Consider the following 23,207-nt stretch of genomic DNA (forward strand, 5'->3'; position numbering starts at 1 on the left):
TGTGAGCCGGGTTTATAGATATTCCTCCAGCTGTTAACATAGACAACCTGTGGGTAAAGAGACAAAAGCGCCGCCGACGGGCGGGCGTTTTGATTTCGATGAACTCATGTAAGGAAACGAGCATGTTAGATAGATTTACCGATCGAGCGCGCAAGGTCATGTCGATGGCCAAACAGGAGGCGCTCGATCTGCACTCAAATAAGGTGGGCACCGAGCACCTGCTGCTCGCACTCGCCAAGGAGGACGAGGGCATCGCTGCCGAGGCGCTGCGCTCGCTTGATATCTCCTACGACGACATCATGGACACCCTCAAGGAGGTCCAGACCACGGTTCCCGAGCCCAGCGAGGAGACCGAGGCTGCCAAGCTTGCCTTTACGCCGCTCGTCATCAGCGTGATGGAGCGCTCCTTCCGCGTGGCACGTGAGAACAACCAGACCTACGTGTCGACCGAGCACTTGCTGATTGGCATCGTCGAAGAGGGTAACGGCATGGCCATGGACATCCTCATGCGCCTGGGTGTGTCGTCCGCCTCCATCAAAAAGGCTATCGAGAAACTTACCGCCAAGGACCAGGACAAGAAGCGTCCGCTCGCCGGCGCCGGTGCCGGGCGTCCCGGTGCGGGCCTGCCGTTCTTTAGCGGCTCGGACGCGTCGCAGCAAAAGGGGAGCGGCACCGATACGCTCAAGCAGTTCGCCACCAACCTCACGCAAAAGGCGCGCGATGGCGAGCTCGACCCTGTAATTGGTCGCGAAAAGGAAGTCCAGCGTATGATGGAAATTCTTTCGCGCCGCACCAAGAACAACCCGCTCATTCTGGGCGACCCCGGCGTGGGCAAGACGGCCATCGTCGAGGGCCTGGCTCAGCAGATTGCAGCCGGCAACGTGCCCGAGAACCTCATGAACCAGAATATCTGGACGCTCGACCTGCCGGGTCTTGTCGCGGGCGCCAAGTATCGCGGTGAGTTTGAGGAGCGCCTCAAGAACGTGATCCAGGAGGCCACCGAGGCTGACGACGTCATCCTGTTTATTGACGAGATGCACACCATCATCGGTGCCGGCTCTGCCGAGGGCTCCATCGACGCGAGCTCCATGCTCAAGCCCGTTCTCGCACGCGGTGCTTTCCAGATCATCGGTGCCACCACGGCCGAGGAGTTCCGCAAGTACCTCACCAAGGACCCGGCCTTCGAGCGTCGCTTCCAGACCATCGATGTCGAGGAGCCGAGCGTCGAGGACACGGTCAAGATCCTGACCGCGCTCAAGCCGCGCTACGAGGAGCACCACCATGTGCGCTATACGCAGGGTGCTATCGAGGCCGCCGCGAACCTTTCCAACCGCTACATCCAGGATCGCTTCCTGCCCGATAAGGCCATCGACCTCATCGACGAGGCCGGCGCCCGCGCTCGCATCGCCGCGAATCGCGCGCCCGAGCCGGTGCGTGAGGCCGAGCATCGCGTGGAGGAGCTTAAGGCCGCCGCGCAGGAGGCCACCGAGAGCGACGACATGAACAAGGCCGCCGAGATCACCGAGCAGCAGAAGGCCGCCGAGATTGAGCTCACCGAGGCCAAGGCCGCCTGGACCGCCGAGCTCGACGCCAGCCCGCTCACCATCGATGTCTCCCAGATCGCCGACATCGTGTCCGTGACTTCGGGCGTGCCGGTGTCTTCGCTTACCGAGAGCGAGAGCCGTCGCCTGCTGCAGGCCGAAAGCGTGCTCAAGACGCGCATCATCGGTCAGGATGAGGCTGTCGAGGCAGTTGCCAAGGCCGTGCGCCGCAGCCGCTCGCCGCTCAAGGACCCGCGTCGCCCCGGCGGCAGCTTTATCTTCCTGGGTCCCACCGGCACAGGCAAGACCGAGCTCGCCAAGACGCTCGCCGAGTACCTCTTTGGCAGCAAGGATGCGCTCATCAGCTTCGACATGTCCGAGTTCGGTAGCGAGTTCGAGGTCTCCAAGCTCATCGGTAGCCCTCCGGGTTACGTCGGTCACGACGAGGGCGGCCAGCTCACCAAGGCCGTTCGTCGTCACCCGTACTCGGTCGTGCTGTTCGACGAGATCGAGAAGGCGCACCCCGATATCTTCAACATCTTGCTGCAGGTGCTGGAGGAGGGCCGCCTGACCGATAGCCAGGGCAAGACGGTCGACTTCCGCAACACCGTGATCATCATGACGTCCAACGTGGGCGCTCGCGAGATTGCGCAGGATGCGAGCGTGGGCTTTGGCACCACCGGCGAGCAGGGCCTCACGTCGAGTGAGATCCGCGGCCGCGCGATGGGCGAGCTCAAGCGCCTGTTCCGCCCCGAGCTGCTCAACCGTATCGACGACATTGTGGTGTTCCAGAAGCTCTCGGGTGAGAATCTCACCAAGATCGCGCACCTGCTGGTGGACGACCTGCGTCAGCGTTTGATTGCCAACTGCATGAACATCAAGCTCACCGATGCGGCCTATGACAAGATCGTGGCCGAGGGCACCGACCTCACCAACGGTGCGCGTCCGCTGCGCCGTGCTATTCAAAAGCTCATCGAGGACCCGCTGTCCGAGGAGCTTCTGGCCGGCGAGTGGGGCGAGGGCGATACCGTCCTGTGCGACGTGGCCGATGGCAAGTTTGTCTTTAGCCGCGGCACGGGCGAGATCCCGGCACCGCGTCCGGCGGGCACGCTTGGTGGCGATACCGCCCCGGCGGTACCGCACACCGGCAACGCCGCGCCCGTGAGCGGCGGCGTGACCTCGGGCCCCGGCGGCATGATGCAAGCCGGTTCCGGCGCGCTGTAGGGCGTGGCGACAATTTGATACGCGCAATCGAGGCGCTCCGGAAAGGGCGCCTCGATTTGTAGAGCTGCGGTAACTGTGACCGTTACGCTATGCGGTCCACCGTTAGCCGATGATGCGAGAGCGCTCGGCGTTTTCGACTGGTTTATGCAAACGAAGTCTGGGAATATACAAGGCGCATGTCTTACTGTCTAACCAGTTGCGCCAAGGAGGCACCATGGACTACAAGATTACCGGCTACGAGCCCGCCCAGCTGTTCCATTTCTTTGAGGAGGTCAGCGCGATCCCCCGTGGGTCTGGCAACGAGAAGGGCATCAGCGATTTCCTGGTTGCGTTTGCCAAGGAGCGCGGTCTCGATGTGTATCAGGACGAGGTCTACAACGTCATCATTCGCAAGCCCGCATCTGCCGGCGCCGAGAATGCCCCGACCGTAATGCTGCAGGGTCACATCGACATGGTGTGTGACAAGCTGGGTTCCGTCGAGCACGACTTTACGACCGACGGTATCGACTTGGTCGTCAAGGACGGTGTCCTCACCGCTAACGGCACCACTCTGGGCGCCGACAATGGTATCGCCGTCGCGCTTATGCTTACCGTGCTCAACGACGATTCGATTGCCCATCCGGCCCTCGAGTGCGTGTTCACCACCGACGAGGAGACTGGCCTGGTCGGCGCCGAGACGCTCGACAAGTCCCAGATTAGCGCCCGCACCATGATTAACCTTGACTCCGAGGAAGAGGGCGTTGCCACCGTCAGCTGTGCCGGCGGTGTCGTCGTTACCTACACCTGCCCGATCGCGCGCGAGCACAAGACCGGTAGCACCCTCACGCTCGACATCTCCGGCCTGCTGGGCGGCCACTCCGGCAGCGATATCAATCTGGAGCGCGGCAACGGCAACCTCATCATGGCCCGCATCATCGACCGCCTGATGGTCGCCGGCGAGCCCGCCATCGTCAGCTTTAACGGCGGCACCAAGGACAACGCCATCAACCGTGAGTGCAAGGCTGTTCTGGTCTACGCCGACCATGCTGCCGCCGAGGCGGCGGCCCAGATCGCAAGGGGCATCATCGCCGACGTCACTGCCGAGCTCGAGGTCTTCGACCCCGGCTTTACCTGCACCGTCGAGATTGCCGACGACGCCGAGGTCGAGGCCATGGACCAGAAGTCCGCGCTTGCCCTCATCCGCGCCCTGCGTCTTGCCCCTAACGGCGTGATTCGCCGCAACGTCGCCACCGACGGCTCCGTCGAGGTTTCCTCCAACATCGGTGTGGTTGCCACTTCTGACGACGAGGTCAAGATCATGCTGTCCCCGCGCTCCTCGATCACCTCGCTGCAGAACGAGTTCAAGGACCGTCTGCAGACGCTGGCCGATGTCCTGGGCTTCGACGCCAAGTTTGAGTTTGAGTATCCCGGCTGGAGCTATGCCGAGCATTCGCCGGTCCGCGAAGTCTTTGTCGAGAGCTATCGAGAGCTCTTTGGCTCCGAGCTGCGCATCGAGTCCATTCACGCCGGCCTTGAGTGCGGCCTGTTTGCCGAGGCCCTGCACGGCCTGGATGCCATCGCCGTGGGCCCGACGCTCTCCGATGTCCACACCCCGGACGAGAGCATGGAGCTCGCTTCTGCCGAGCGCTTCTACGAGCTGCTCATCGACGTCCTCAAGCGCCTTGCCGCGTAAAGGTTGCGCTAGCAGCAGTCCGAGTCACGTGCTAGCGGATTGCAAATGACATTACGAGAGGGGGCATTCGAGCGTTTGCGACGGGTGCCCCCCTCTTTTGTTTGATAATTGCGAAATTACGGTCACCTAGTCCATTTCTGCCCTGATGAGGTCGAGGGTGCGCTGGCAGTTTTCGCGGACGGGGCCGAGCATATGCTCGCGCAGGTCCGCCATGCCGGGCAGGTCGGCGTATTCGTCCATGACCTCTTCCATGCAAATGGGTACCTCGTAGGCGAGGTCCATCATGGTCGCAAAGCAAAACTTCTCGGATAGCCCGGCATCGGTGAGCGTCGCCTCCAGCGCGGGGTCTCCCATACCGTGGTATCGGCGGATAGCGCCTGGACCGATGCGCCCCACACGATTTTCGCCGCCAACGCTCATGGCAAGGCGCGCTTTTCGCCGCATACGTTCGTATGCCAGCCCCGATGCAACGTCATACATACGGGCCATCATAGCTGTGCCGCCGTTTCCAAGGAGCAGGGAATAGTTTTTCGCGTGCGCATCCGGTGCGCCGATAATGGCGTTGAAGAACAGTATCTGCGTAAACAGATACAGGTTAAGTTGATGGTGGCTCGTATTTACGAGGAGCTCTTGAATGTCGCGTGTGGTCGGGCCGCCGTCTGCCGTGTACTTTTGGGCGGGCATCACCCCAAGTGCCTGACAGAGGTCTTCTTGATGTAGGCGCCTGATCGTTCCGTCTTTGACTTTCACGCGGTCATAGCGCTCAACAATGAGGGCAGGTTCGTCCTCAAACATACGATATTCGACGTTTGCCGTTGCGATACCGGCGCGCTGGGCGCTTTTCATGCAGACAAACTCATTGAGAGCCTCGAGTTTAAATCCGATAACGCCATTTTTGAAAATATGCGTTGTGGGCGAGGAGCCCATGCATTCGCACCAGCGGCCGTTTATGAACGCGAGCGCGAACTTGCCCTGGTTGCCTCCAAGTGACCAACTTTCATCTAGACCCATCCACGATGCATCGCGGTCATCTCTGATCGACTTGAGACGGAGAGCAATTTCGTGGTCGTCTATAGGGCGGTAGTCGCCAGTGCGATGCAGGACGGCGTCGGCATCTTCTTCGGCACAAAACTGCACTCCGCCCGGACAGTCGAGTCCGATATGGCTGAGCAACGCAATGGGATTGTTGGGCCTAACGTTGAATTCGGCGGCAATCGCTTTTCGTTGGTCCTCGCTGTCGGGTAGAAGGCCAAACAAGTACGGATTCATGACCTGTTGGCCGTATGTGCGATTTGATACGGGTATGTTGGTCGATAGGGTTGGCCCGTCATAGTCATGATCGTAGGTAAAGCTGATAAGACCGTTCTCATCTTGCGTGAGCGTTCCCGCAGGTACGCCGCAAATAATGGTCCGAAGTGATGTTCTGGCCATTGGCTATTTCCCTTCGGGCTTGGTTTGGTTAGATGCGTTTGCGGCAATCGAGACTCCGAGATTGGACATGGCGAAATCGGCGAAGGCCCTGTCGTAGAGCTCGGACGTAAAGGGGACATCTGCGAGAGCCGGAACGGCTGCGCTGCGACGGTTGCGATGGTGAAAACGTTGAGCGTGATGGCGCCTGGGGGTACTATGAGGTTGCAAATCAGCATGCGGGGCGTCGACTGGTTGCTCGTTTTTCGATTCGTCGATATCCCCTTGAGAGGCGAGCGCCAGTCCAAGAGCACCGAAAACTGCCAGCAGCTTGTCGAGCCGAATGCCCGTGGCATCTCCCAGCTCGAGCGATGCGAGCAGGCGCTCCGAAACACCGGCTTTTTTAGCGAGGACGGCACGGGTGATCCCTTGCGCCTCGCGTGCCTGACGCACGTAGATGCCAGCTTGGCGCGGTGTGGTGATGGGAAGGATATCCACGGCGATCTCCTAACGTGCAGACTTTTGCATATCAGTATGACATGCAAAAGTCTGCATGAAAAGGCCTCATGCAAAACTCTGCATGAGGCCTCATACGGACGTTTAGTTTTGAAGGGTGTTTTACAGCACCAAAATCCCCAGGTGCTCCAGCAAAATCTTGAGGCCGATGAGGATGAGCACGACGCCGCCCACGATGGTGGCGGGTTTTTCGTAGCGCTCGCCAAAGGTGTGGCCGATCGCTACGCCGGCGACGGAGAAGATAAACGTTGTGACTCCGATAAGCGATACAGCGGGAACGATGTCAACCGAGAGCGCAGCAAATGAGATGCCCACGGCCAGGGCGTCGATTGAGGTGGCGATAGCCAGAATCAGGTACTCACCCAGGTCAATCTTTTCGGCATCCTTGCCGTCGCTCTCGTCCTCATCCTCGTCTTCGGTAAAGGCCTCCCACAGCATTTTGCCGCCGATAAAGGCCAAAAGGATAAAGGCGATCCAATGGTCGATGGGTCCGATGATGCTCATGAATTGACTGCCGAGCGCCCATCCGATTACGGGCATGCCGGCCTGGAAGCCGCCAAAGAACAGGCCGAGCACTACGGCGACCTTAAGGTTGATCTTCTTCATGCCAAGGCCCTTGCAGATGGATACGGCAAAGGCGTCCATCGAAAGGCCGATAGCGAGCAATACGAGCTCTGCGAGTCCCATAGTCTGGCTCCCTCTCTGCGGGCGGGCCCGCGTGTACCTCTTGGGGGAGCAACAAAAAAGACCCGTGGCGTACGCGTTGCGCGCACAGCCACGAGTCTCGTTCATTAAGGCAAGCCAGGCCGCATCGGCCAGTATGTTGACTTGCCGCGCCACCGGAGGCGAAACCGGCCACGCGACTACTCCCTCATTTATGCGAATCCCGATGCTACCACATAAGCAGCTCATTTGGATTGGGGCTCTCAGCTGTGTTCGCTCATTCTGTAAGCATCGGATTTTGCGGGCGTCACAGGGGCAAACCGTGAGAAACTTATTGACGTTTATGGAGCGTATACGATGGGAGCGATGCCTTGGATAAGAACGAGCTGCAAAAGCGTATGGAACAGGCCATTCGCCTGACGGCACCTGGCCAGCCGATCCGCACCGCCCTCGACATGATCATTGCCGGTCACCTGGGTGCCCTTATCTGCGTCGGCGACACCGAAAACGTGCTTGCTGCCGGTAACGACGGCTTCCCGCTCAACATTTCGTTTACCTCGAACCGCCTGTTCGAGCTTTCCAAGATGGACGGCGCCATCGTTATCGATGGCGACCTCACCCAGATCCTGCGCGCCAACTTCCACCTCAATCCCGATCCCTCGCTTGCCACGAGTGAGACGGGCATGCGTCACCGTACTGCCGCTCGCATGTCGGTGCTCACCGATGCCATCGTGATCTCGGTCTCGGCCCGTCGCGCCGTCGTTAACGTGTACGTTCACGGCAAGAGCTACGAGATCCAGCCCGTCACCACCATCATGAGCTCGGTCAACCAGCTCGTCGCCACGCTCCAGACCACCCGTCAGTCGCTCGACCGCTCCTTGCTGCGCCTGACGGCCCTTGAGCTCGACGACTACGTTACGCTCGCCGACATCACCGGCATCTTCTCGAGTTTCGAGATCATGCAACAGGCAAAGACCGAGCTTAAGGATTGCATCGTCAAGCTGGGTAACCAGGGCAAGCTCGTGCAGATGCAGCTCGAGCAGCTCGCGGGCTCCAGCATGGATACCGAATACGACTTGATGATCCGCGACTACGCAAGCGATTCCTCTGAGGCCAACGCCGAGAAGATCCGCGCTGAGCTTGCCCGTATGACGCCTAAGGACCTATCCGACCCGCAGCACGTGGCGGCAGTTCTGGGCTATGACGACCTGGACGAGGACTCCGTCATGACGCCGCTGGGCCTGCGCACGCTTTCGCGCGTGTCCGTCGTGCGTGACGGCGTGGCCGAGAAGATCGTCGACGAGTACGGCTCGCTGCAGGAGCTCATGGACGACATCAGCGAGGATCCGGAGCGCCTGGGCGACTTTGGCGTTAACAACCCTGCCATTCTTGCGGACTCCCTGTACCGCATGAAGGGCACCAAACAGGGGAACGCATAATGGCGCCCGTATGCGCCGTGGTCGTTGCCGGTGGCAGCGGCCAGCGCTTTGGAAATCCCGGCGGCAAGCAGCTCGTTAACGTGGCGGGCCGTCCGCTCATGAGCTGGTCCATCCGTGCGTTCGATCGTAGCGACAAGGTCGGCCACATCGTCGTGGTTTGCCCTGCCGAGCGCCGTGCCGAGATGCGCCGCCTTGCCATCGACCCGTTTGACTATGACACGCCCATCAGCTTTGCCGATGCCGGCGATACCCGCCAGGATTCCACCCGTGCCGGCGTGCATGCGGTTCCGGCGGGCTTTGAATACGTTGCCATTCACGATGGTGCTCGTCCGCTCATTACGACCGAGGCCATCGACCACGCGATCGACGTGCTTGTGGGCGACCGCGCCCTCGACGGTGTCGTGTGCGGTCAGCCCGCGATCGACACGCTCAAGATCGTCGATGGCGACAACATCGTCGAGACGCCGCCGCGCGAGCTGTACTGGGCCGCGCAGACGCCGCAGATCTTTAGCGTCGATGCTATGAAGCGCGCCCATGCCGCGGCGATTGCCGAGGGCTTTATCGGTACTGACGATTCATCGCTGGTCGAGCGCATGGGCGGGCGCGTCCGCTGTGTCCAGAGCCCGCGCGATAACCTTAAGGTGACGGTGCCCGAGGACCTGCGTCCCGTAACCGCGATTCTGCTTGGCCGCATGGCCGAGGGAGAGGACCTTCCCCATGTTCAGTAACCTGCGCATTGGCCATGGCTACGACGTCCACCGTCTGGTGGAGGGGCGTCGATGTATCATCGGCGGTGTCGACATTCCCTACGAACGCGGCCTGCTGGGCCACTCGGATGCCGATGTGCTCGCGCACGCCTTGGCCGACGCTATTCTGGGCGCCTGCCGCGGGGGAGACATCGGCAAGCTATTCCCCGATACCGACCCCGCCTATGAGGGTGCCGATTCGATGGTGCTGCTCGCTCGCGTGATGGACTATGCGCGCGAGCTGGGCTTCGAGTTTGTCGATGCCGATTGCACCATTGCCTGCCAGCAACCCAAGATCACCCCGCACCGCGATGCCATGCGCGCCAACCTTGCCCATGCCCTGGGCGTTGACGTCGAAAACGTGGGCGTCGCCGCCACTACGACCGAAAAGCTCGGTTGGGAAGGCCAGGGCGAGGGAATCGGCGCCTGGGCCGTCTGCCTGCTACAGAAAACCGTTAAGGAGTAACGAATGCGTATCTACAACAGCGCTACCCATAAAAAGGAAGAGTTCCAGCCCATCGAGTCCGGCAAGGTCCGCATGTACGTGTGCGGCCCCACGGTCTACGACAACATCCACATCGGCAACGCCCGCACGTTCATCAGCTTTGACGTGATTCGCCGCTGGCTCATCGCGAGCGGCTACGAGGTCACGTTCGCCCAGAACCTCACCGATGTCGACGACAAGATCATCAAGCGCGCCAACGAGCAGGGCCGTACGGCCGCCGAGGTCGCGACGGAGTTCTCCGACAAGTTCATCGGCGTCATGCGCGCCGCCAACGTGCTCGATCCCGATGTGCGCCCCCGCGCCACCAAGGAGATCGGCCCCATGATCGCCATGATCAAGACGCTTATCGAGCAGGGCCACGCTTACGCAGCCGATAACGGCGATGTGTACTTTGCCGTGCGCAGCGATCCCAACTATGGTCAGGTCTCGGGCCGCAACATCGACGACCTTATGGTTGGCGCACGCATTGAGGAGAACGAGGACAAGAACGACCCGCTCGACTTTGCCCTGTGGAAGGCCGCCAAGCCCGGCGAGCCCAGCTGGCCGAGCCCCTGGGGCGAGGGCCGTCCCGGTTGGCACACCGAGTGCGCCGCCATGGTGCATCGCTACCTGGGCACTCCGATCGACATCCACGGCGGCGGCTCCGACCTTGCCTTCCCGCATCACGAGAACGAGTGCGCTCAGGCCACCTGCGCCTGGCACCAGGGCTTCTCCAACACCTGGATGCACACGGGCATGCTGCTGGTAGACGGCGAGAAGATGTCCAAGTCGCTCGGCAACTTCTTTACGCTGGCCGAGGTCCTCGAGCAGCACTCCGCTGCCGCCCTGCGCCTGCTGATGCTGCAGACGAGCTATCGCTCGCCGCTCGACTTTTCTTGGGAGCGCCTGGAGGGTGCCGAGAACTCGCTCACGCGTATCGCCGGTACGGTCGAGAACCTGCGCTGGGCCGCGAACCATGCGACGGCCGATGCCGATGAGGCAGCATCCGAGGCGTTTGCCGCCAAGGCCGCCGAGACCCGTGCCACCTTTAAGGAGTGCATGGACGACGACTTTAACACCGCCGGTGCCATGGGTGCTGTCTTTGGCTTTGTGACCGAGTGCAACCAGTACCTGGAGCAGGCGGGCGATGCTGCCGACAAGGCCGCAGTCCTGGCTGCCGCCGATACGCTGGCCGAGCTGCTCGATACGTTTGGCGTTGAGCTTCCCGAGCCCAAGGTCGAGTTGCCGCTGGGCCTGCTGGGCGTTGCCGCCGGTTTGGTTGCCTACACGGGCGACGACGTGGACGAGGCCGCTGCCAAGATTCTCGAGGCCCGTGCCGAGGCCCGTGCCGCCAAGAACTGGGATCTGGCCGACGCCATCCGTGATCAGCTCAAGGACCTGGGCCTGACGATCGAGGATACCGCCGCCGGCACTCGTATTAAGAGTCTCTAGTATTTGTCGACCGTTCGAGGTGCGGCAGATTGCCTTGAAAGAGGAGGGCATAGACCTGGTGGTCATGCCCGACGATTGAAAGGCAAGGTGCCGTGGCTCGGACGGTCGATTCTTGTTCGTTATCTTTTTAAGGAGGCCGTTTTATGGCCGACAATCGCAAGCGTGCGCCTCGTGGCGGCAAGCAGGCTGCTTCTGGCTCGCGTCCGATTCGCCGCAATGATCGCGCTGCCGCTCCCAAGGGCCAGCGCGATCGCACCCAGGCCGCACGCCCGCAGCGCGATCGCAACCGAGACGCTGTCCAGGCTCCCAAGGGCGAGTTTATCGAAGGTCGTCGTGCTGCCGCCGAGGCGCTGCGCACTGGTTTTCCCATCAAGTGCGCGCTCATTGCCGAGGGCGGGGAGCGCGATGCCGCCTTGTCGCGCCTAGTCGACGACCTCAATGCCGCGGGTGTCCGCATTAAGTATGTGCCGCGCGCGCAGCTCGACGCACTGTCGAGCCATGGCGCTCACCAGGGCATTGCGCTCGAGGTTGGCAACTTCCCCTATGCCGATGTCGCCGATATCCTCGACCGCGCGGGCGACGGTCCGGCGCTCGTCATCGTACTCGACCATGTGACCGACGACGGCAACTTTGGCGCCATTGTGCGCTCCGCCGAGGTTGTGGGCGCGGCCGGCGTCATCATCGCCAACAAGCGCGCCGCCGGCGTGACCGTGGGTAGTTACAAGACCTCTGCCGGTGCCGTCATGCACCTGCCCATCGCGCAGGTGCCCAATATCGCCCGTGCGCTTGATGATCTTAAGGCCGCTGGCTTTTGGGTGGGCGGTGCCTCCGAGCACGCCGAGGGCAGTTGCTGGGATGCTCCCTTCGAAGGTCGCGTGGCGCTCGTCATGGGCTCCGAGGGCGACGGCATCTCGCGCCTGGTGCTCGAGAAATGCGACTTTTTGACCAAGCTTCCCCAGCGCGGCATGACCGAGAGCCTCAACGTTGCCCAGGCGACCACGGCGCTGTGCTTTGAGTGGCTGCGCCGCAACGCCGGCGAGCTCATGGGGGAGGAGTAGCGCATGTCCAAAAAGAACCGTGCCAAGTCCAAGGCCAAGCGCTTTGGTGAGGGCTCGGCCAGGCCGATTGTTTCGGCCGCGACCTACGGCGTGGGCGGCAATGCGTTTGCGCAGGCCATCGCCGACCCGGTCTCGACGGTGCACTCCAATAAGCCCGAGCTTTTGGTGGTCGACGGCTACAACGTGATCCACTGCACGCCGCGCTACGAAAAGCTTGTGTACGACCATTCCGACGATCCGTATTCCAGCGACGTCCACGATATGGCGCGCACCGCACTCATCAACGACGTCGCCGCCTTTGCCCAAGGCCGCTACGAGGCCGTGATCGTGTTCGACGGCGCGGGCAATATCTCCAGCGAGCGCCCCAACCTGCCGGCTCGTGGCGTGCGCATCGAGTTTTCGCCGACGGGCGTCTCTGCCGATACCGTGGTACAGAAGCTCTGCATCGAGGCACGCGAGGAAGGCCGTGCGTGCTCTGTGGTGTCGAGCGACGGCACGATCCAGGCCGTCGTCATGGGCAAGGGCGTTACGCGCATCTCGAGCCGTATGCTGGTGGACGAGATCAAACAGATCGATAACGACGTTCACGAGGCAGAGGAAGCTCCGCAGATCAAGATGACCTTGGGCAGCCGCCTGAGCCCCGAGGCGCTGGCCAAGCTCATGGCCCTGCGCGGGAGGTAGGGGAGTTGGCGGGGCAATGCTGCCTCGCTAACTCCATTCAGCGATGTCGATCATTCTTTCGAGGCGCCACGTTAGCGCCTCTTTTAGATAAGGCAGTCTCGCTGCTAGGGCATCGTTTTTAGACAGAATCTCGATTGCCTCGTCGACAAAACCTTCGAGTTTCTCCCCGTCAAACCAGTTCATATCCTCAACAAGCAACATTTGTTTCGCGGGACTTGAATGGAACTGCGCGCTGGCAAAACTGTGCTCTCCTGCCCTAAGCTCATCTAGAGATATGTTGCACCAGAGCGATGAGCCCGAATCGAAGATGGGGGCTGGTCTGCAGACTAGTGAGTTGACGTTTCGCACGAGGCCGAAGTTGCGCCAATGACGATCGTAGTTGGCGATGATGTCGTCACACACGATCATGTGGTCAAGGGCATCCTTGACGCCTGTCACCCCGAGTTCCTCGCAGTTTGCTACGTATCGCTCGTAGTCAGTTAGCCGTTCATCTGCGTTTGCGTGCTGGTTTACATAGAACGCAGGGACATACTCTTCTTCATCAGTTAAGAAGACATCGCATATGCTCAGGGCGGAAGTGCCCGTGCCCTCGAGCGAGTAAGGTACATAATCGCAGGCGTTTAGGATGCGACGGTGGAGCGCGGTCGCCACCAGCTCGTTATAAGGTTCCTGGTTCAGGTGCGCTCCTGCCTTATGCAGAATTCGACGCCCGCCCTCGCACGTCCAGTACTTTTGAAGATTGCCGTCCGAGGTGTTATCGGGCTTTGCGGCAGCCGCTTTTCCCTCTGGGGCAAAGGGCGCAATGGACAGCGAGACGTCATCAAAGGCGTTATTGAAGAAGTTAATATCCTCCCAGACGAGACCGGAATCTTGGGGTCTAATCCAATACTGGTCGGATAAGGAGAGGCCAAGATTTCGCTGTACGAGTTCATCGGGAACATCGACTGCGGCTTCTGCAAGCAGGGAGGCTAGCCCAATGCGTGCGAGCGGGATACCGCGACCGCGCCACCAGATGCGGAAGGAGTCGAGCGATACGGAGCTATTGGGGCCAAATACCCCAATAGGGGCGTGGGCGTAATCGATGTCGGCGCCGATGTGGGTAAAGTCTTTTCGCGATGTGTTGTAGACCAGCTGAGCGACTTCGTGCGTGCGGTTCATGAGGGTGAACGCGATCTCGCTCTTACCGTGGCCGCGGCGGGGACGTCCTCCCGTTTTGGTCACGGAGCGGAGTCGCGTGTCGACGCTGTCTTTGTCGATGAGCCATACACCAGAAGCCTTGCGGGCATCAAGTGCTCCGTTTTTTATGAGCTCCTGCACCCTGCGCGGAGTGATGCCGAGCAGCTCGGCGGCTTCCTTGGTAGTAAGCATCACGAAACCCTTCGTCAAAACGAATAGTTTTATATATAGCAATTGTAATTAAAACTATTCGTTCTGACGAATAGTTTTGAGATTGAGGGCGAACCGACAGAAATGAACGGGCCTGGTACCTGTTGTTGCTGGTTTTTGCATATTTATATAACGCCGTGTGGCCTGTTGCGCCCCGTCCGTAATTCCTTTATTCTTAACAGGCTTCGCGCGAAAGCGCCAAGTGTGCCAGTGTGGCGCAACGGTAGCGCAACTGATTTGTAATCAGTGGGTTGCAGGTTCGATTCCTGTCACTGGCTCCATGAGAGTTTCGGGCTCTGTTCCTTGTGGGACAGGGCCCGTTTCTATTTATGTCGACATGTAAGTGGGTTTGACTCCCACCAAGCTTCAGGTTTGTCTCGATCTGTAACACGGGTGGGCTGAAAACCCTCCTTATAGTTACAGATCGAGACAATGCCAAAGGACGGCCGATAACGTCTCGATCTGTAACACGAAGAGGCTGAAAACCGTTCTAGCTGTTACAGAGTGAGACGTAAGCCGGGGTCGCCGCGTAGTATCTCGATCTGTAACAGATAGGAGAGGAATGACCCTCTTACTGTTACAGATTGAGATGAAAACGGTGAGGCCCCTGGTCTACTTGATTGCACCGGGGAAGCTCCGATCTCGACCTATATATAGGTGCAAATAGGCTGTTATCGAAGCTCGATCCTGAAGGTGTACTCTACTACACCAAAGTGTTACCTTGGGAAACGTCACCTCAGTATCCAAAACCACCGTCCCTCATATCCCAACTCAACAAAACAGCAGGTCAAAGGTATATAGATACGCCCGGGGCCGTGTATCTAGAGGTTTTCGTTGACAGCCCCCAAGGTTGCATCGTATTATCTTCTTCGTTCGCGGGGGCGGCGGTCCAAAAGACCAAAGAACCTGCGGATACTTGAACGATTGGGAGTTTGCCCGAGTGGTTAATGGGGACGGGCTGTAAACCCGTTGGCTCTGCCTACATAGGTTCGAATCCTATAGCTCCCACCCGTCAAGTGCCTGTATAGCTCAGTCGGTAGAGCACTTCGTTGGTAACGAAGAGGTCACCAGTTCAAGTCTGGTTGCAGGCTCCATCCGGCGGTGTAGCTCAGTTGGTTAGAGCACACGGTTCATACCCGTGGCGTCACTGGTTCGAATCCAGTCACCGCTACCATAGGTAACACGGTGGCTTCTCAATAGTATGTTGAGAGGCCACTATGGTATAAAGGCAAAGTCCCGTCCGGGGACGACCTGTTAAGAGGAGGGCTTTATGGCCAAAGAGAAGTTTGAGCGCACTAAGCCGCATGTTAACATCGGCACCATTGGTCACGTCGACCACGGCAAGACCACGCTGACCGCTGCCATCACCAAGGTTCTCTCCGAGACCGAGGGCTGCAAGGCTGACTTCACTGCGTTCGAGAACATCGACAAGGCTCCCGAGGAGCGCGAGCGCGGCATTACGATTTCCGTCTCCCACGTTGAGTACGAGACCGCTGCCCGTCACTACGCTCACGTTGACTGCCCGGGCCACGCTGACTACGTCAAGAACATGATCTCCGGCGCTGCTCAGATGGACGGCGCTATCCTGGTCATCGCTGCTACCGACGGCCCCATGGCTCAGACCCGCGAGCACATCCTGCTCGCCCGTCAGGTCGGCGTTCCCTACATCGTCGTCTTCCTGAACAAGTGCGACATGGTCGACGATGACGAGCTCATCGACCTCGTCGAGATGGAGACCCGTGAGCTCCTCTCCGAGTACGATTTCCCCGGCGACGACATCCCCGTCATCCGTGGCTCCGCTCTGGGCGCTCTCGAGGGCGACGCCAAGTGGATGGACGCCATTCGCGAGCTCATGAAGGCCGTCGACGAGTACATCCCGACGCCTGCTCGTAACAACGACCTCCCGTTCCTGATGGCCGTTGAGGACGTTATGACCATCTCCGGCCGTGGTACCGTTGCTACTGGCCGTGTCGAGCGCGGTGAGCTCAAGCTCAACGAGCCCGTCGAGATCGTCGGCATCAAGGATACCCAGAACACCGTCGTTACCGGTATCGAGATGTTCCGTAAGTCCATGGACTTCTGCGAGGCTGGCGACAACGTCGGTCTGCTGCTCCGCGGCATCAAGCGTGAGGACATCGAGCGCGGCCAGGTTCTCTGCAAGCCCGGTTCGGTTACCCCGCACACCAAGTTCACCGGCGAGATCTACGTTCTGACCAAGGAGGAGGGCGGCCGTCACACCCCGTTCTTCGATGGTTATCGTCCTCAGTTCTACTTCCGTACCACCGACGTTACCGGTACGGTCAAGCTCCCCGAGGGCACCGAGATGGCTATGCCTGGTGACCACATCACCATCGAGGGCGACCTCATCCACCCGATCGCCATGGAGGAGGGCCTGCGCTTCGCTATCCGCGAGGGTGGCCACACCGTCGGTTCGGGCATCGTCTCCACGATCATTGAGTAAATTAGCTCTTTGATATAGCTGACTTAGAGAACCCGGCACTTATATGGGTGCCGGGTTCTTTTCTGCAATGGATATTGAGCCGTTGCTGGTGTCGAGAGGATCGATAATGGTCCTGGATGCACCGTCGATTAGCTCTCGATGGCTTCATTGATGTGTTCCAAATATGAATGGATCCACCGAGAACCAATTGACTCGAGGTTTTCATTGACAGCACTTACGTGGAGCTGATAAAGTAACAACTCGTGCCCGTACGGGGCGGAAATGAAAGGTTCAGGATACATGCGTACTCTAGTTACTCTTGCGTGCACTGAGTGCAAGCGCCGCAACTATACGACCACCAAGAACAAGTCGACCATGCCTGATCGTATGGAGATCAAGAAGTATTGCCCCTGGTGCCGTCACCACACGCTGCACAAAGAGACTCGCTAGTCTCTAGTCACATACGCCAGTAGTTCAATTGGTAGAGCATCGGTCTCCAAAACCGAGTGTTGAGGGTTCGAGTCCTTCCTGGCGTGCCAGTCATTATTCCGTAAGCTCCCACTTGGGGGCTTACGGTTTACTCATGTATAAGCGCATTGCGCGGAGGTAACCCAAATGGCCAACAAGAAGAACAAGAAGAAGGCTCAGCAGCCGGCACCTGCCAACAAAGCTGCCGCCAACTCCAAGGTTGAGGCCAAGAAGGCCGTTGCCAAGAAGAACGAGAAGGCTGCGAAGTCCAAGAAGAACGAGAAGCCTGGTTTCTTCGCCCGCACCAAGAAGTATTTCGCTTCGGTCAAGTCCGAGATGAAGCGTGTCACGTGGCCCGATAAGAAGGAGCTCGTGAACTACTCGGTTGTCGTTTGCGCTTCTCTGATCGTCGTCGGCGTCGTCATCGCTCTGCTCGATGCTGGCTTTGGCGAGGCTCTTGCTCTGTTCTCTGGATTGAGGGGCTAAACCATGTCTAAGCGTTGGTACGTCGTTCACACTTACTCTGGATACGAGAACCGCGTTAAGTCCGATCTCGAGCATCGTATCGAGACCATGGGCATGCAGGACCGTATCTTTGATATCGAGATTCCTATGGAGCGCGTCACCGAGATTAAAGAGGGTGGCAAGCGTGAGACCAAGGATTCCAAGATTTTCCCGGGTTATGTCCTGGTCCGCATGGAGATGGATGACGATGCTTGGACGTGCGTTCGTAACACGCCTGGCGTCACCGGTTTCCTAGGCGGCAACGGCAAGCCCGCTCCGCTTTCCCGCGACGAGTACAACAAGATGACTCGTCGTCCCGGTAAGGGCGATTCGCCCAAGCGCACCTCGGTTGATATTCAGGTCGGCACGTCCGTCCGCGTCACCGATGGCCCGCTTACCGACTTTGATGGCAAGGTCTCCGAGGTTAACACCGAGGCTGGCAAGCTCAAGGTCACGCTGATGATCTTTGGCCGCGAGACGCCGGTCGAGCTCGACTTTAACCAGGTCGCTGTCATCGCTTAAGTTTTCGTCCGTTCGCGCGAGCGTGCTTCTTCTGTGACTGCTCATCTCAGGAGTGCTTCTAACACGTGCGTGCTTACGATATAGCAAGTACTTCACACTCGTGATTCGAAAGGAATGACCATGGCTGAGAAGAAGGTTGCCAACGTCATTAAGCTCCAGATTCCTGCTGGTGCAGCTAACCCCGCTCCTCCCGTCGGCCCCGCCCTGGGCGCTGCTGGCGTGAACATCATGCAGTTCTGCCAGGCCTTTAACGCCGAGACGCAGGACAAGAAGGGCGACATCATCCCCGTTGAGATCTCTGTCTACGAGGATAAGTCCTTCTCCTTCATCACCAAGACCCCGCCGGCGGCTCACCTCATCAAGAAGGAGCTCAACCTCAAGTCTGGTTCCGCTAAGCCCCAGGCCGACAAGGTTGGTCAGCTCTCCCAGGAGCAGCTTACCAAGATCGCCGAGATCAAGATGCCGGACCTCAATGCCAACGACATTGACGCCGCCAAGAAGATCATCGCCGGTACCGCCCGTTCCATGGGCGTCACCATCGCTGAGTAGCGATTTCTTATGGTAACGACGGGTGCTCCGACCGGGGCGCCCGTTAAATGTGTGCAATAGGGCACACGAAACGATGTGGGAGGGCTCACGCCCGTTTAACCACAGGAGGTAATGCACATGGCTAAGCATGGTAAGAGCTATAACGCCGCTGCCGAGAAGATCGACCGCGCCACGCTCTACACCCCCCTTCAGGCTGCCAAGCTCATCAAGGAGCTCGACACCGCCAAGTTCGACGAGACCGTCGAGGCCCACTTCCGTCTGGGCATCGATACTCGTAAGGCTGACCAGAACATCCGTGGTTCCATCTCCCTGCCCCACGGCACCGGCAAGACCGTTCGTGTTGCTGTCTTCGCCGAGGGCGAGAAGGCCCGCGAGGCCGAGGCTGCCGGCGCCGACATCATCGGTTCCGACGAGCTCGTCGCCCAGATCCAGAAGGGCGAGATCAACTTCGACGCCGCTATCGCTACGCCGAACATGATGGCCAAGGTTGGCCGCATCGGTAAGATCCTTGGTCCCCGTGGCCTTATGCCGAACCCCAAGCTCGGCACCGTGACCATGGACGTCGCCAAGATGGTCTCCGAGCTCAAGGCTGGCCGCGTTGAGTACCGCGCCGACCGCTACGGCATCTGCCACGTGCCCCTGGGCAAGAAGTCCTTCTCTGAGCAGCAGCTCGTCGAGAACTACGCTGCCCTGTACACCGAGATCCTGCGCGTCAAGCCCTCTTCTGCTAAGGGCAAGTACGTCAAGTCCATCTCCGTGTCTTCCACCATGGGCCCTGGCGTCAAGGTCGATCCCGCTGTCCAGCGTGACTTCCTGGCTGAGTAACTGCTAGTTACTGCCTGAGCAAAGCAAGCATTGCTAAAGAAACCCGGTTCTGCCTTGTGCAGGACCGGGTTTCTTGCTATCTCGGGTTAAAACCAACACGAAGTAGACAGTCGCCTTTGTGGTGGTTACCAGGGGGTTCTGGCGGTTGAGGACTCGATGGCATCGTGGCGTTTGAGCTCGCGGCGCATGGTTTGCGAATTGAGCCAGGCTGCCTGCCAGCCACGGATGGGGTAGCGCGTCTGGTCGAGCTCAAACTGCGTATAGCCGCAGGCGTTGATGATCGTCGTTCCACACATATGCTGCCGCTCGCGCTGAAAATCGTAACCGTAGCTTTGGTGTACATGCCCATGCACCATGTAGTCGGCCCCCCAGGACTCAAGTGCCGTGTTAAAGCACTCAAACCCTCGATGCGGTAGATCGTCCAGATCACCCATACCGGCGGCGGGCGCATGGGTAAGCAGAATGTCGCACCCGCCGACCATCCTAACCTTACGCGACAGCTTACGCATGCGCTTGGACATCTCGCGTTCGGTGTACATGTTGGCGCCGTCGCGATAACGCATGGACCCGCCAAGGCCCGCAATGCGAATCCCTCGGTACGTGTACACGCTGTCTTCCACGCAGATACATCCGCCCGGTGCATGACGTGCGTAGCGATCATCGTGATTGCCGCGCACGTAGATGAGCGGCTTGTTGATGACTGTGACCAAAAACTCAAGATAGTCCGGGTCCAGATCGCCGGCGGACAAAATCAGGTCGACACCCTCAAAGCGTTCCTTGCGAAAGCACTCCCAAAGGCATCGTTCTTCGGTATCGGCTATGGCAAGGATTTTCATAGGGCAGGGACTTTCGGCTCATCGTCGAGCTGCGGAATGGTGCCTACCACGTTATCCGCCAGCCAATTCATCTCGACAATCTGCGTGCTCGGCAGCGGAGGGAAGCCTTCGATCTGTACCACGCCGTTCTGGCTGTGGAGCTCGCCGCCAAAGGGGTTGATGGAGCCCTCGACAATGCCGTTGCGGAGCAACTGCACGAGTTTGCGCGTCTGGTAGGGTAGGCCCGGAGCGTAACGGATATCGATAACGCCCGAGCTCATGCCGTACCAGTAGTTGACGGCGCGAACCTGGTTGTCGTCACTGGTCTCGTCCCACGTGCCGTGCAGAAGGCTGCGAACGATGAGCTCGTAGTAACGGCCCCAGTTCCATACCGGCATGGCGATGCCGGTAACCTTGCCATCGACCAGGCGGTGGAGTCCGTAGGCCGTAGGGTCTTCGAGCGACTTTGACATGTCAGCGCCGGTCATGACGCTCACGCCTTCGCGGCACATGGCCTCGGCGAGACCGCCGGCGGGCACATCGCCCCAGGTGAGGATAATTTGCGCGCGGGGGTCGAGCAGCGAGGCACCGATGGCAAAGGCATTGATCTCGCTGAGTGCGCCCGAGGCGAAGACCGACGCGTGGTAGCCGATGCGATGGTTGTCCGCCATGCTGGCGGCAAGGGCGCCCAGGAGGAACTTGGCCTCGTACATCTTGCCAAAGTACGAACGGACGCTTTGGTGGGGAAGGCCGATAGAGCAGTTAAGGAACCGAACCTGGGGATACTCAACGGCAGCTCTGAGCGTGTATTCCATCAGGCGGTGCGAGGTCGAGAAGATGACGTTGTCTCCATGTTTGACAGCCGTTTCCACGGCGGCGTAGAACACGTCCGGATCGTGACAGTCTTCGAACGCCTCGGTGCGCACGATACCGTCAAAGTGCTCATCGAGATACTGACGTCCTTGGTCGTGCAGACTGTCCCAGCTCGACGCCGCACAGGGGAACTCATGGATAAAGGCGATACGCAGGGGGTTGGCCGCCGAATAGACAGTCTTGCCCATAAAGAAGTTGAGCACGCCGGAGGTGGACTTGGCGGGCGACTCCTCCTCATCGACGCTCGGCGCTTCGACAAGATCGACCTTGTCCTCGTCGTTTTTGCCGGCAATGACCAGCTCGCGCCAAATCTTGCACAGGCGGTTTACGACGATATCCGTCGGCGTATCCAGCAGGCGGTCCTGGTTGTACACATTGAGGTAGACGAGCATGGCGTCGGCGGGCGTAATGTCCAGGTGGTCGCCGCCTGCGCGAAGGTAGGCGCGCTTAAAGAGCAGGAAGGTGTGGCGCAGGTAGTCGACCTTTTTCTGCGGCCATTTTTCGATAAGGTTCCGACCGAGCATCTTGGCGAGCGTCTCGTAGCTTCCCTCACGCGAGAACTCGATTTCGTATAGGGGGCAGACGCGCCAAAACGCGCAGAATTCACCGTACAGGCGGCTTTCGACGGAATCCCATGTGCCGGGGTAGAGACGGGTGACCCTGGCCGAAACCGTTGGAGCGTCCAGGAATTTGAGGACACTGACGCGTTTGTTGCCTTCCTGGACATAGAACCGATGCATGAACTCGGTGACGATGATGGGATCACGATAGCCCTCGGTTACCTGGATGTCGTAGAGGTTGGACCACTTGCGGGCGAACTCAGTGTTAAACGGCAGCAGGGGCATAAAGTTGCATGAAAAGGCGGACTGACGGCCTTTGGTGACTGTGCCGACGACCATTTCGAGCGGAATATCCCTTAGGCCGACATTCTCTCGCTGACCTAAGGGGAGCTGGGCAACGAGGCTGTCGAGGTCCGTAAGGTACGGGTGCTCGCTTTGGCTGATGGCGCGACGGCGTCCCTGCTCGCCGCGCTTGCGTGCTTGACGATAGGCCTCTTCCATGATGTTGCTCCCTTAGTCGTTTAAACAACTATATGAACCATGGTACCACGAATGAAAACCACCACAAAGGTGCCTGTCCCTTTTTGGCGGGTTAGGCGATGATGGGGGCGATGGCACGGATGCAGGCGTCGGCTGCCGTGAAAGTAGTGCTGTCGTCGCTGACGATAAAGATGATCTTTCCTTTGATGCCAAAGTCGCCGATTTCGCTAAAGAGTACGTAGGGCTCCTTGTCAAAGCCCGAGATGGGAAGCACGGCGGCCTTGGTGGCGCTGGTCAGCTCGTCTGCCAGTGCGTCGAGCGAGGCCCACTTGGACGTGTCCTTTACGGCAACGGGCACAGCCACACGCCCAAAGGGCATGAGGTGCACGAGCGTGTTCTTGGAGATATTTGAGTTGGGGACGATGATGGTTTGCCCGCAGGCGTCCTCGATGGTCGTATGACGCCAGGTGATGTCCTGGACCACGCCCGACACGCCGCCGACCTCGATATTGTCGCCGGGCTTGATGATGCCCATAAAGGTCACCTGCATGCCGCCGATAAGGTTTGACAGCGTGTCCTGAAAGCCCAGCGAGATGGCGATGCCGCCGACGCCAAGAGCGGCGACGAGGGCGTTTGCGTTAATGCCAAAGCAGTTGTCGAGGATAAAGCTGCCGCCAATCATCCAGATGACGGCGCGCGCGATGTTGATGAAGATACTCGATGCCGGAAGCGGGTTATCGTCTCGGTTGAGCAGATGGTTCAGGGTCTTGGATACGACCTTGGCGGCGACGGCGGTGCCTATCGCCAAGATGACGGCCCAGATGATGTTGTGGACCCACCGTTGCTCAAAGAAATGAAGAATCGGCTCAAACAATTCCATGTGGGGAAAACCTCCTAATGAT

At 59.4% G+C, this 23,207-nt stretch carries 21 protein-coding genes and 5 tRNA genes; 19 read left to right on the forward strand and 7 right to left on the reverse strand.

The window, feature by feature from the left end:
* The first annotated feature begins 122 nt into the window (after positions 1-122).
* Both PMX21_RS03250 and PMX21_RS03255 read left to right on the forward strand, forming a co-directional pair.
* The gene (locus tag PMX21_RS03250) at positions 123-2,765 is read left to right on the forward strand and encodes an ATP-dependent Clp protease ATP-binding subunit (RefSeq protein WP_271758021.1); all 2,643 of its coding nucleotides are present in this window, start codon (positions 123-125) and stop codon (positions 2,763-2,765) included.
* A gap of 214 nt (positions 2,766-2,979) precedes the next feature.
* Complete coding sequence (locus tag PMX21_RS03255) at positions 2,980-4,437, forward strand: aminoacyl-histidine dipeptidase (protein WP_271758023.1); 1,458 nt, start codon at positions 2,980-2,982, stop codon at positions 4,435-4,437.
* A gap of 126 nt (positions 4,438-4,563) precedes the next feature.
* Here PMX21_RS03255 and PMX21_RS03260 read toward each other — a convergent pair whose 3' ends face one another.
* From PMX21_RS03260 to PMX21_RS03270, 3 genes are all read right to left on the reverse strand, one after another.
* Positions 4,564-5,868, reverse strand: a complete 1,305-nt coding sequence (locus PMX21_RS03260) for a type II toxin-antitoxin system HipA family toxin (RefSeq protein WP_271758025.1) — start codon at positions 5,866-5,868, stop codon at positions 4,564-4,566.
* Between the two features lie 3 nt (positions 5,869-5,871).
* Complete coding sequence (locus PMX21_RS03265) at positions 5,872-6,342, reverse strand: helix-turn-helix domain-containing protein (RefSeq protein WP_271758027.1); 471 nt, start codon at positions 6,340-6,342, stop codon at positions 5,872-5,874.
* 120 nt (positions 6,343-6,462) lie between these two features.
* Entirely contained in the window at positions 6,463-7,047 is a 585-nt protein-coding gene (locus PMX21_RS03270; RefSeq protein ID WP_055250325.1) for a manganese efflux pump MntP, read from the reverse strand.
* Between the two features lie 374 nt (positions 7,048-7,421).
* On the opposite strand from PMX21_RS03270, the gene disA reads away from it, so the two are divergent.
* The 6 genes from disA (at position 7,422) to PMX21_RS03300 (ending at position 12,883) form a co-directional block, all read left to right on the forward strand.
* Positions 7,422-8,462 carry a DNA integrity scanning diadenylate cyclase DisA gene (disA, locus tag PMX21_RS03275; protein ID WP_006234973.1) on the forward strand — a complete coding sequence of 347 codons (1,041 nt, stop codon included), beginning with the start codon at positions 7,422-7,424 and terminating at the stop codon, positions 8,460-8,462.
* Positions 8,462-9,190, forward strand: coding sequence for a 2-C-methyl-D-erythritol 4-phosphate cytidylyltransferase (gene ispD / locus PMX21_RS03280; RefSeq protein WP_117646055.1), 729 nt, complete (start codon positions 8,462-8,464; stop codon positions 9,188-9,190). The genes disA and ispD overlap by 1 nt, the downstream gene beginning before the upstream one ends.
* Positions 9,180-9,674 (forward strand): 2-C-methyl-D-erythritol 2,4-cyclodiphosphate synthase, encoded by a 495-nt coding sequence (gene ispF / locus PMX21_RS03285; protein WP_006234975.1) that lies wholly within the window; start codon positions 9,180-9,182, stop codon positions 9,672-9,674. Before ispD ends, ispF begins: the two co-directional genes overlap by 11 nt.
* A 3-nt stretch (positions 9,675-9,677) precedes the next feature.
* Positions 9,678-11,144 (forward strand): cysteine--tRNA ligase, encoded by a 1,467-nt coding sequence (cysS, locus tag PMX21_RS03290; RefSeq protein WP_117647641.1) that lies wholly within the window; start codon positions 9,678-9,680, stop codon positions 11,142-11,144.
* Positions 11,145-11,287: 143 nt separating this feature from the next.
* Positions 11,288-12,202 (forward strand): 23S rRNA (guanosine(2251)-2'-O)-methyltransferase RlmB, encoded by a 915-nt coding sequence (gene rlmB, locus PMX21_RS03295; protein WP_271758031.1) that lies wholly within the window; start codon positions 11,288-11,290, stop codon positions 12,200-12,202.
* 3 nt (positions 12,203-12,205) lie between these two features.
* Positions 12,206-12,883, forward strand: a complete 678-nt coding sequence (locus PMX21_RS03300; RefSeq protein WP_271758032.1) for an NYN domain-containing protein — start codon at positions 12,206-12,208, stop codon at positions 12,881-12,883.
* Between the two features lie 27 nt (positions 12,884-12,910).
* Here the strand turns inward: PMX21_RS03300 and PMX21_RS03305 are convergent, their stop codons facing one another.
* Entirely contained in the window at positions 12,911-14,251 is a 1,341-nt protein-coding gene (locus PMX21_RS03305) for a DNA-binding protein (RefSeq protein WP_271758034.1), read from the reverse strand.
* 224 nt (positions 14,252-14,475) lie between these two features.
* On the opposite strand from PMX21_RS03305, the gene PMX21_RS03310 reads away from it, so the two are divergent.
* The 11 genes from PMX21_RS03310 (at position 14,476) to rplA (ending at position 19,577) form a co-directional block, all read left to right on the forward strand.
* A tRNA-Thr gene (locus tag PMX21_RS03310) sits at positions 14,476-14,550 on the forward strand.
* 645 nt (positions 14,551-15,195) lie between these two features.
* Positions 15,196-15,277 (forward strand) — tRNA-Tyr (locus tag PMX21_RS03315).
* Positions 15,278-15,287: 10 nt separating this feature from the next.
* Positions 15,288-15,363: transfer RNA gene (locus PMX21_RS03320), tRNA-Thr, on the forward strand.
* 3 nt (positions 15,364-15,366) lie between these two features.
* Positions 15,367-15,443: transfer RNA gene (locus PMX21_RS03325), tRNA-Met, on the forward strand.
* A 96-nt stretch (positions 15,444-15,539) separates the two neighbouring features.
* The gene (gene tuf, locus PMX21_RS03330; protein ID WP_035137538.1) at positions 15,540-16,730 is read left to right on the forward strand and encodes an elongation factor Tu; all 1,191 of its coding nucleotides are present in this window, start codon (positions 15,540-15,542) and stop codon (positions 16,728-16,730) included.
* Positions 16,731-17,009: 279 nt separating this feature from the next.
* Entirely contained in the window at positions 17,010-17,159 is a 150-nt protein-coding gene (rpmG, locus tag PMX21_RS03335) for a 50S ribosomal protein L33 (RefSeq protein ID WP_022093895.1), read from the forward strand.
* A 13-nt stretch (positions 17,160-17,172) separates the two neighbouring features.
* Positions 17,173-17,248 (forward strand) — tRNA-Trp (locus PMX21_RS03340).
* Positions 17,249-17,324: 76 nt separating this feature from the next.
* Entirely contained in the window at positions 17,325-17,663 is a 339-nt protein-coding gene (gene secE, locus PMX21_RS03345; protein ID WP_035137537.1) for a preprotein translocase subunit SecE, read from the forward strand.
* Between the two features lie 3 nt (positions 17,664-17,666).
* Positions 17,667-18,203 carry a transcription termination/antitermination protein NusG gene (nusG, locus tag PMX21_RS03350; protein ID WP_006234984.1) on the forward strand — a complete coding sequence of 179 codons (537 nt, stop codon included), beginning with the start codon at positions 17,667-17,669 and terminating at the stop codon, positions 18,201-18,203.
* 120 nt (positions 18,204-18,323) lie between these two features.
* Positions 18,324-18,752, forward strand: coding sequence for a 50S ribosomal protein L11 (gene rplK / locus PMX21_RS03355; RefSeq protein WP_022093893.1), 429 nt, complete (start codon positions 18,324-18,326; stop codon positions 18,750-18,752).
* Between the two features lie 117 nt (positions 18,753-18,869).
* On the forward strand, positions 18,870-19,577 hold the full coding sequence (gene rplA, locus PMX21_RS03360; RefSeq protein ID WP_022093892.1) for a 50S ribosomal protein L1: 708 nt from the start codon (positions 18,870-18,872) through the stop codon (positions 19,575-19,577).
* A gap of 125 nt (positions 19,578-19,702) precedes the next feature.
* Here the strand turns inward: rplA and PMX21_RS03365 are convergent, their stop codons facing one another.
* The 3 genes from PMX21_RS03365 to PMX21_RS03375 all read right to left on the reverse strand — a co-directional run bounded on the left by PMX21_RS03365 (position 19,703) and on the right by PMX21_RS03375 (position 23,185).
* The gene (locus PMX21_RS03365; protein ID WP_271758036.1) at positions 19,703-20,413 is read right to left on the reverse strand and encodes a metallophosphoesterase family protein; all 711 of its coding nucleotides are present in this window, start codon (positions 20,411-20,413) and stop codon (positions 19,703-19,705) included.
* Complete coding sequence (locus PMX21_RS03370) at positions 20,410-22,326, reverse strand: BMP family ABC transporter substrate-binding protein (protein ID WP_161145283.1); 1,917 nt, start codon at positions 22,324-22,326, stop codon at positions 20,410-20,412. Before PMX21_RS03370 ends, PMX21_RS03365 begins: the two co-directional genes overlap by 4 nt.
* Positions 22,327-22,417: 91 nt before the next feature.
* Complete coding sequence (locus PMX21_RS03375) at positions 22,418-23,185, reverse strand: mechanosensitive ion channel family protein (RefSeq protein WP_195544454.1); 768 nt, start codon at positions 23,183-23,185, stop codon at positions 22,418-22,420.
* Between the last annotated feature and the right edge of the window lie 22 nt (positions 23,186-23,207).

This window comes from Collinsella aerofaciens (assembly GCF_028209885.1).
Lineage (GTDB): Bacteria > Actinomycetota > Coriobacteriia > Coriobacteriales > Coriobacteriaceae > Collinsella > Collinsella aerofaciens_BA.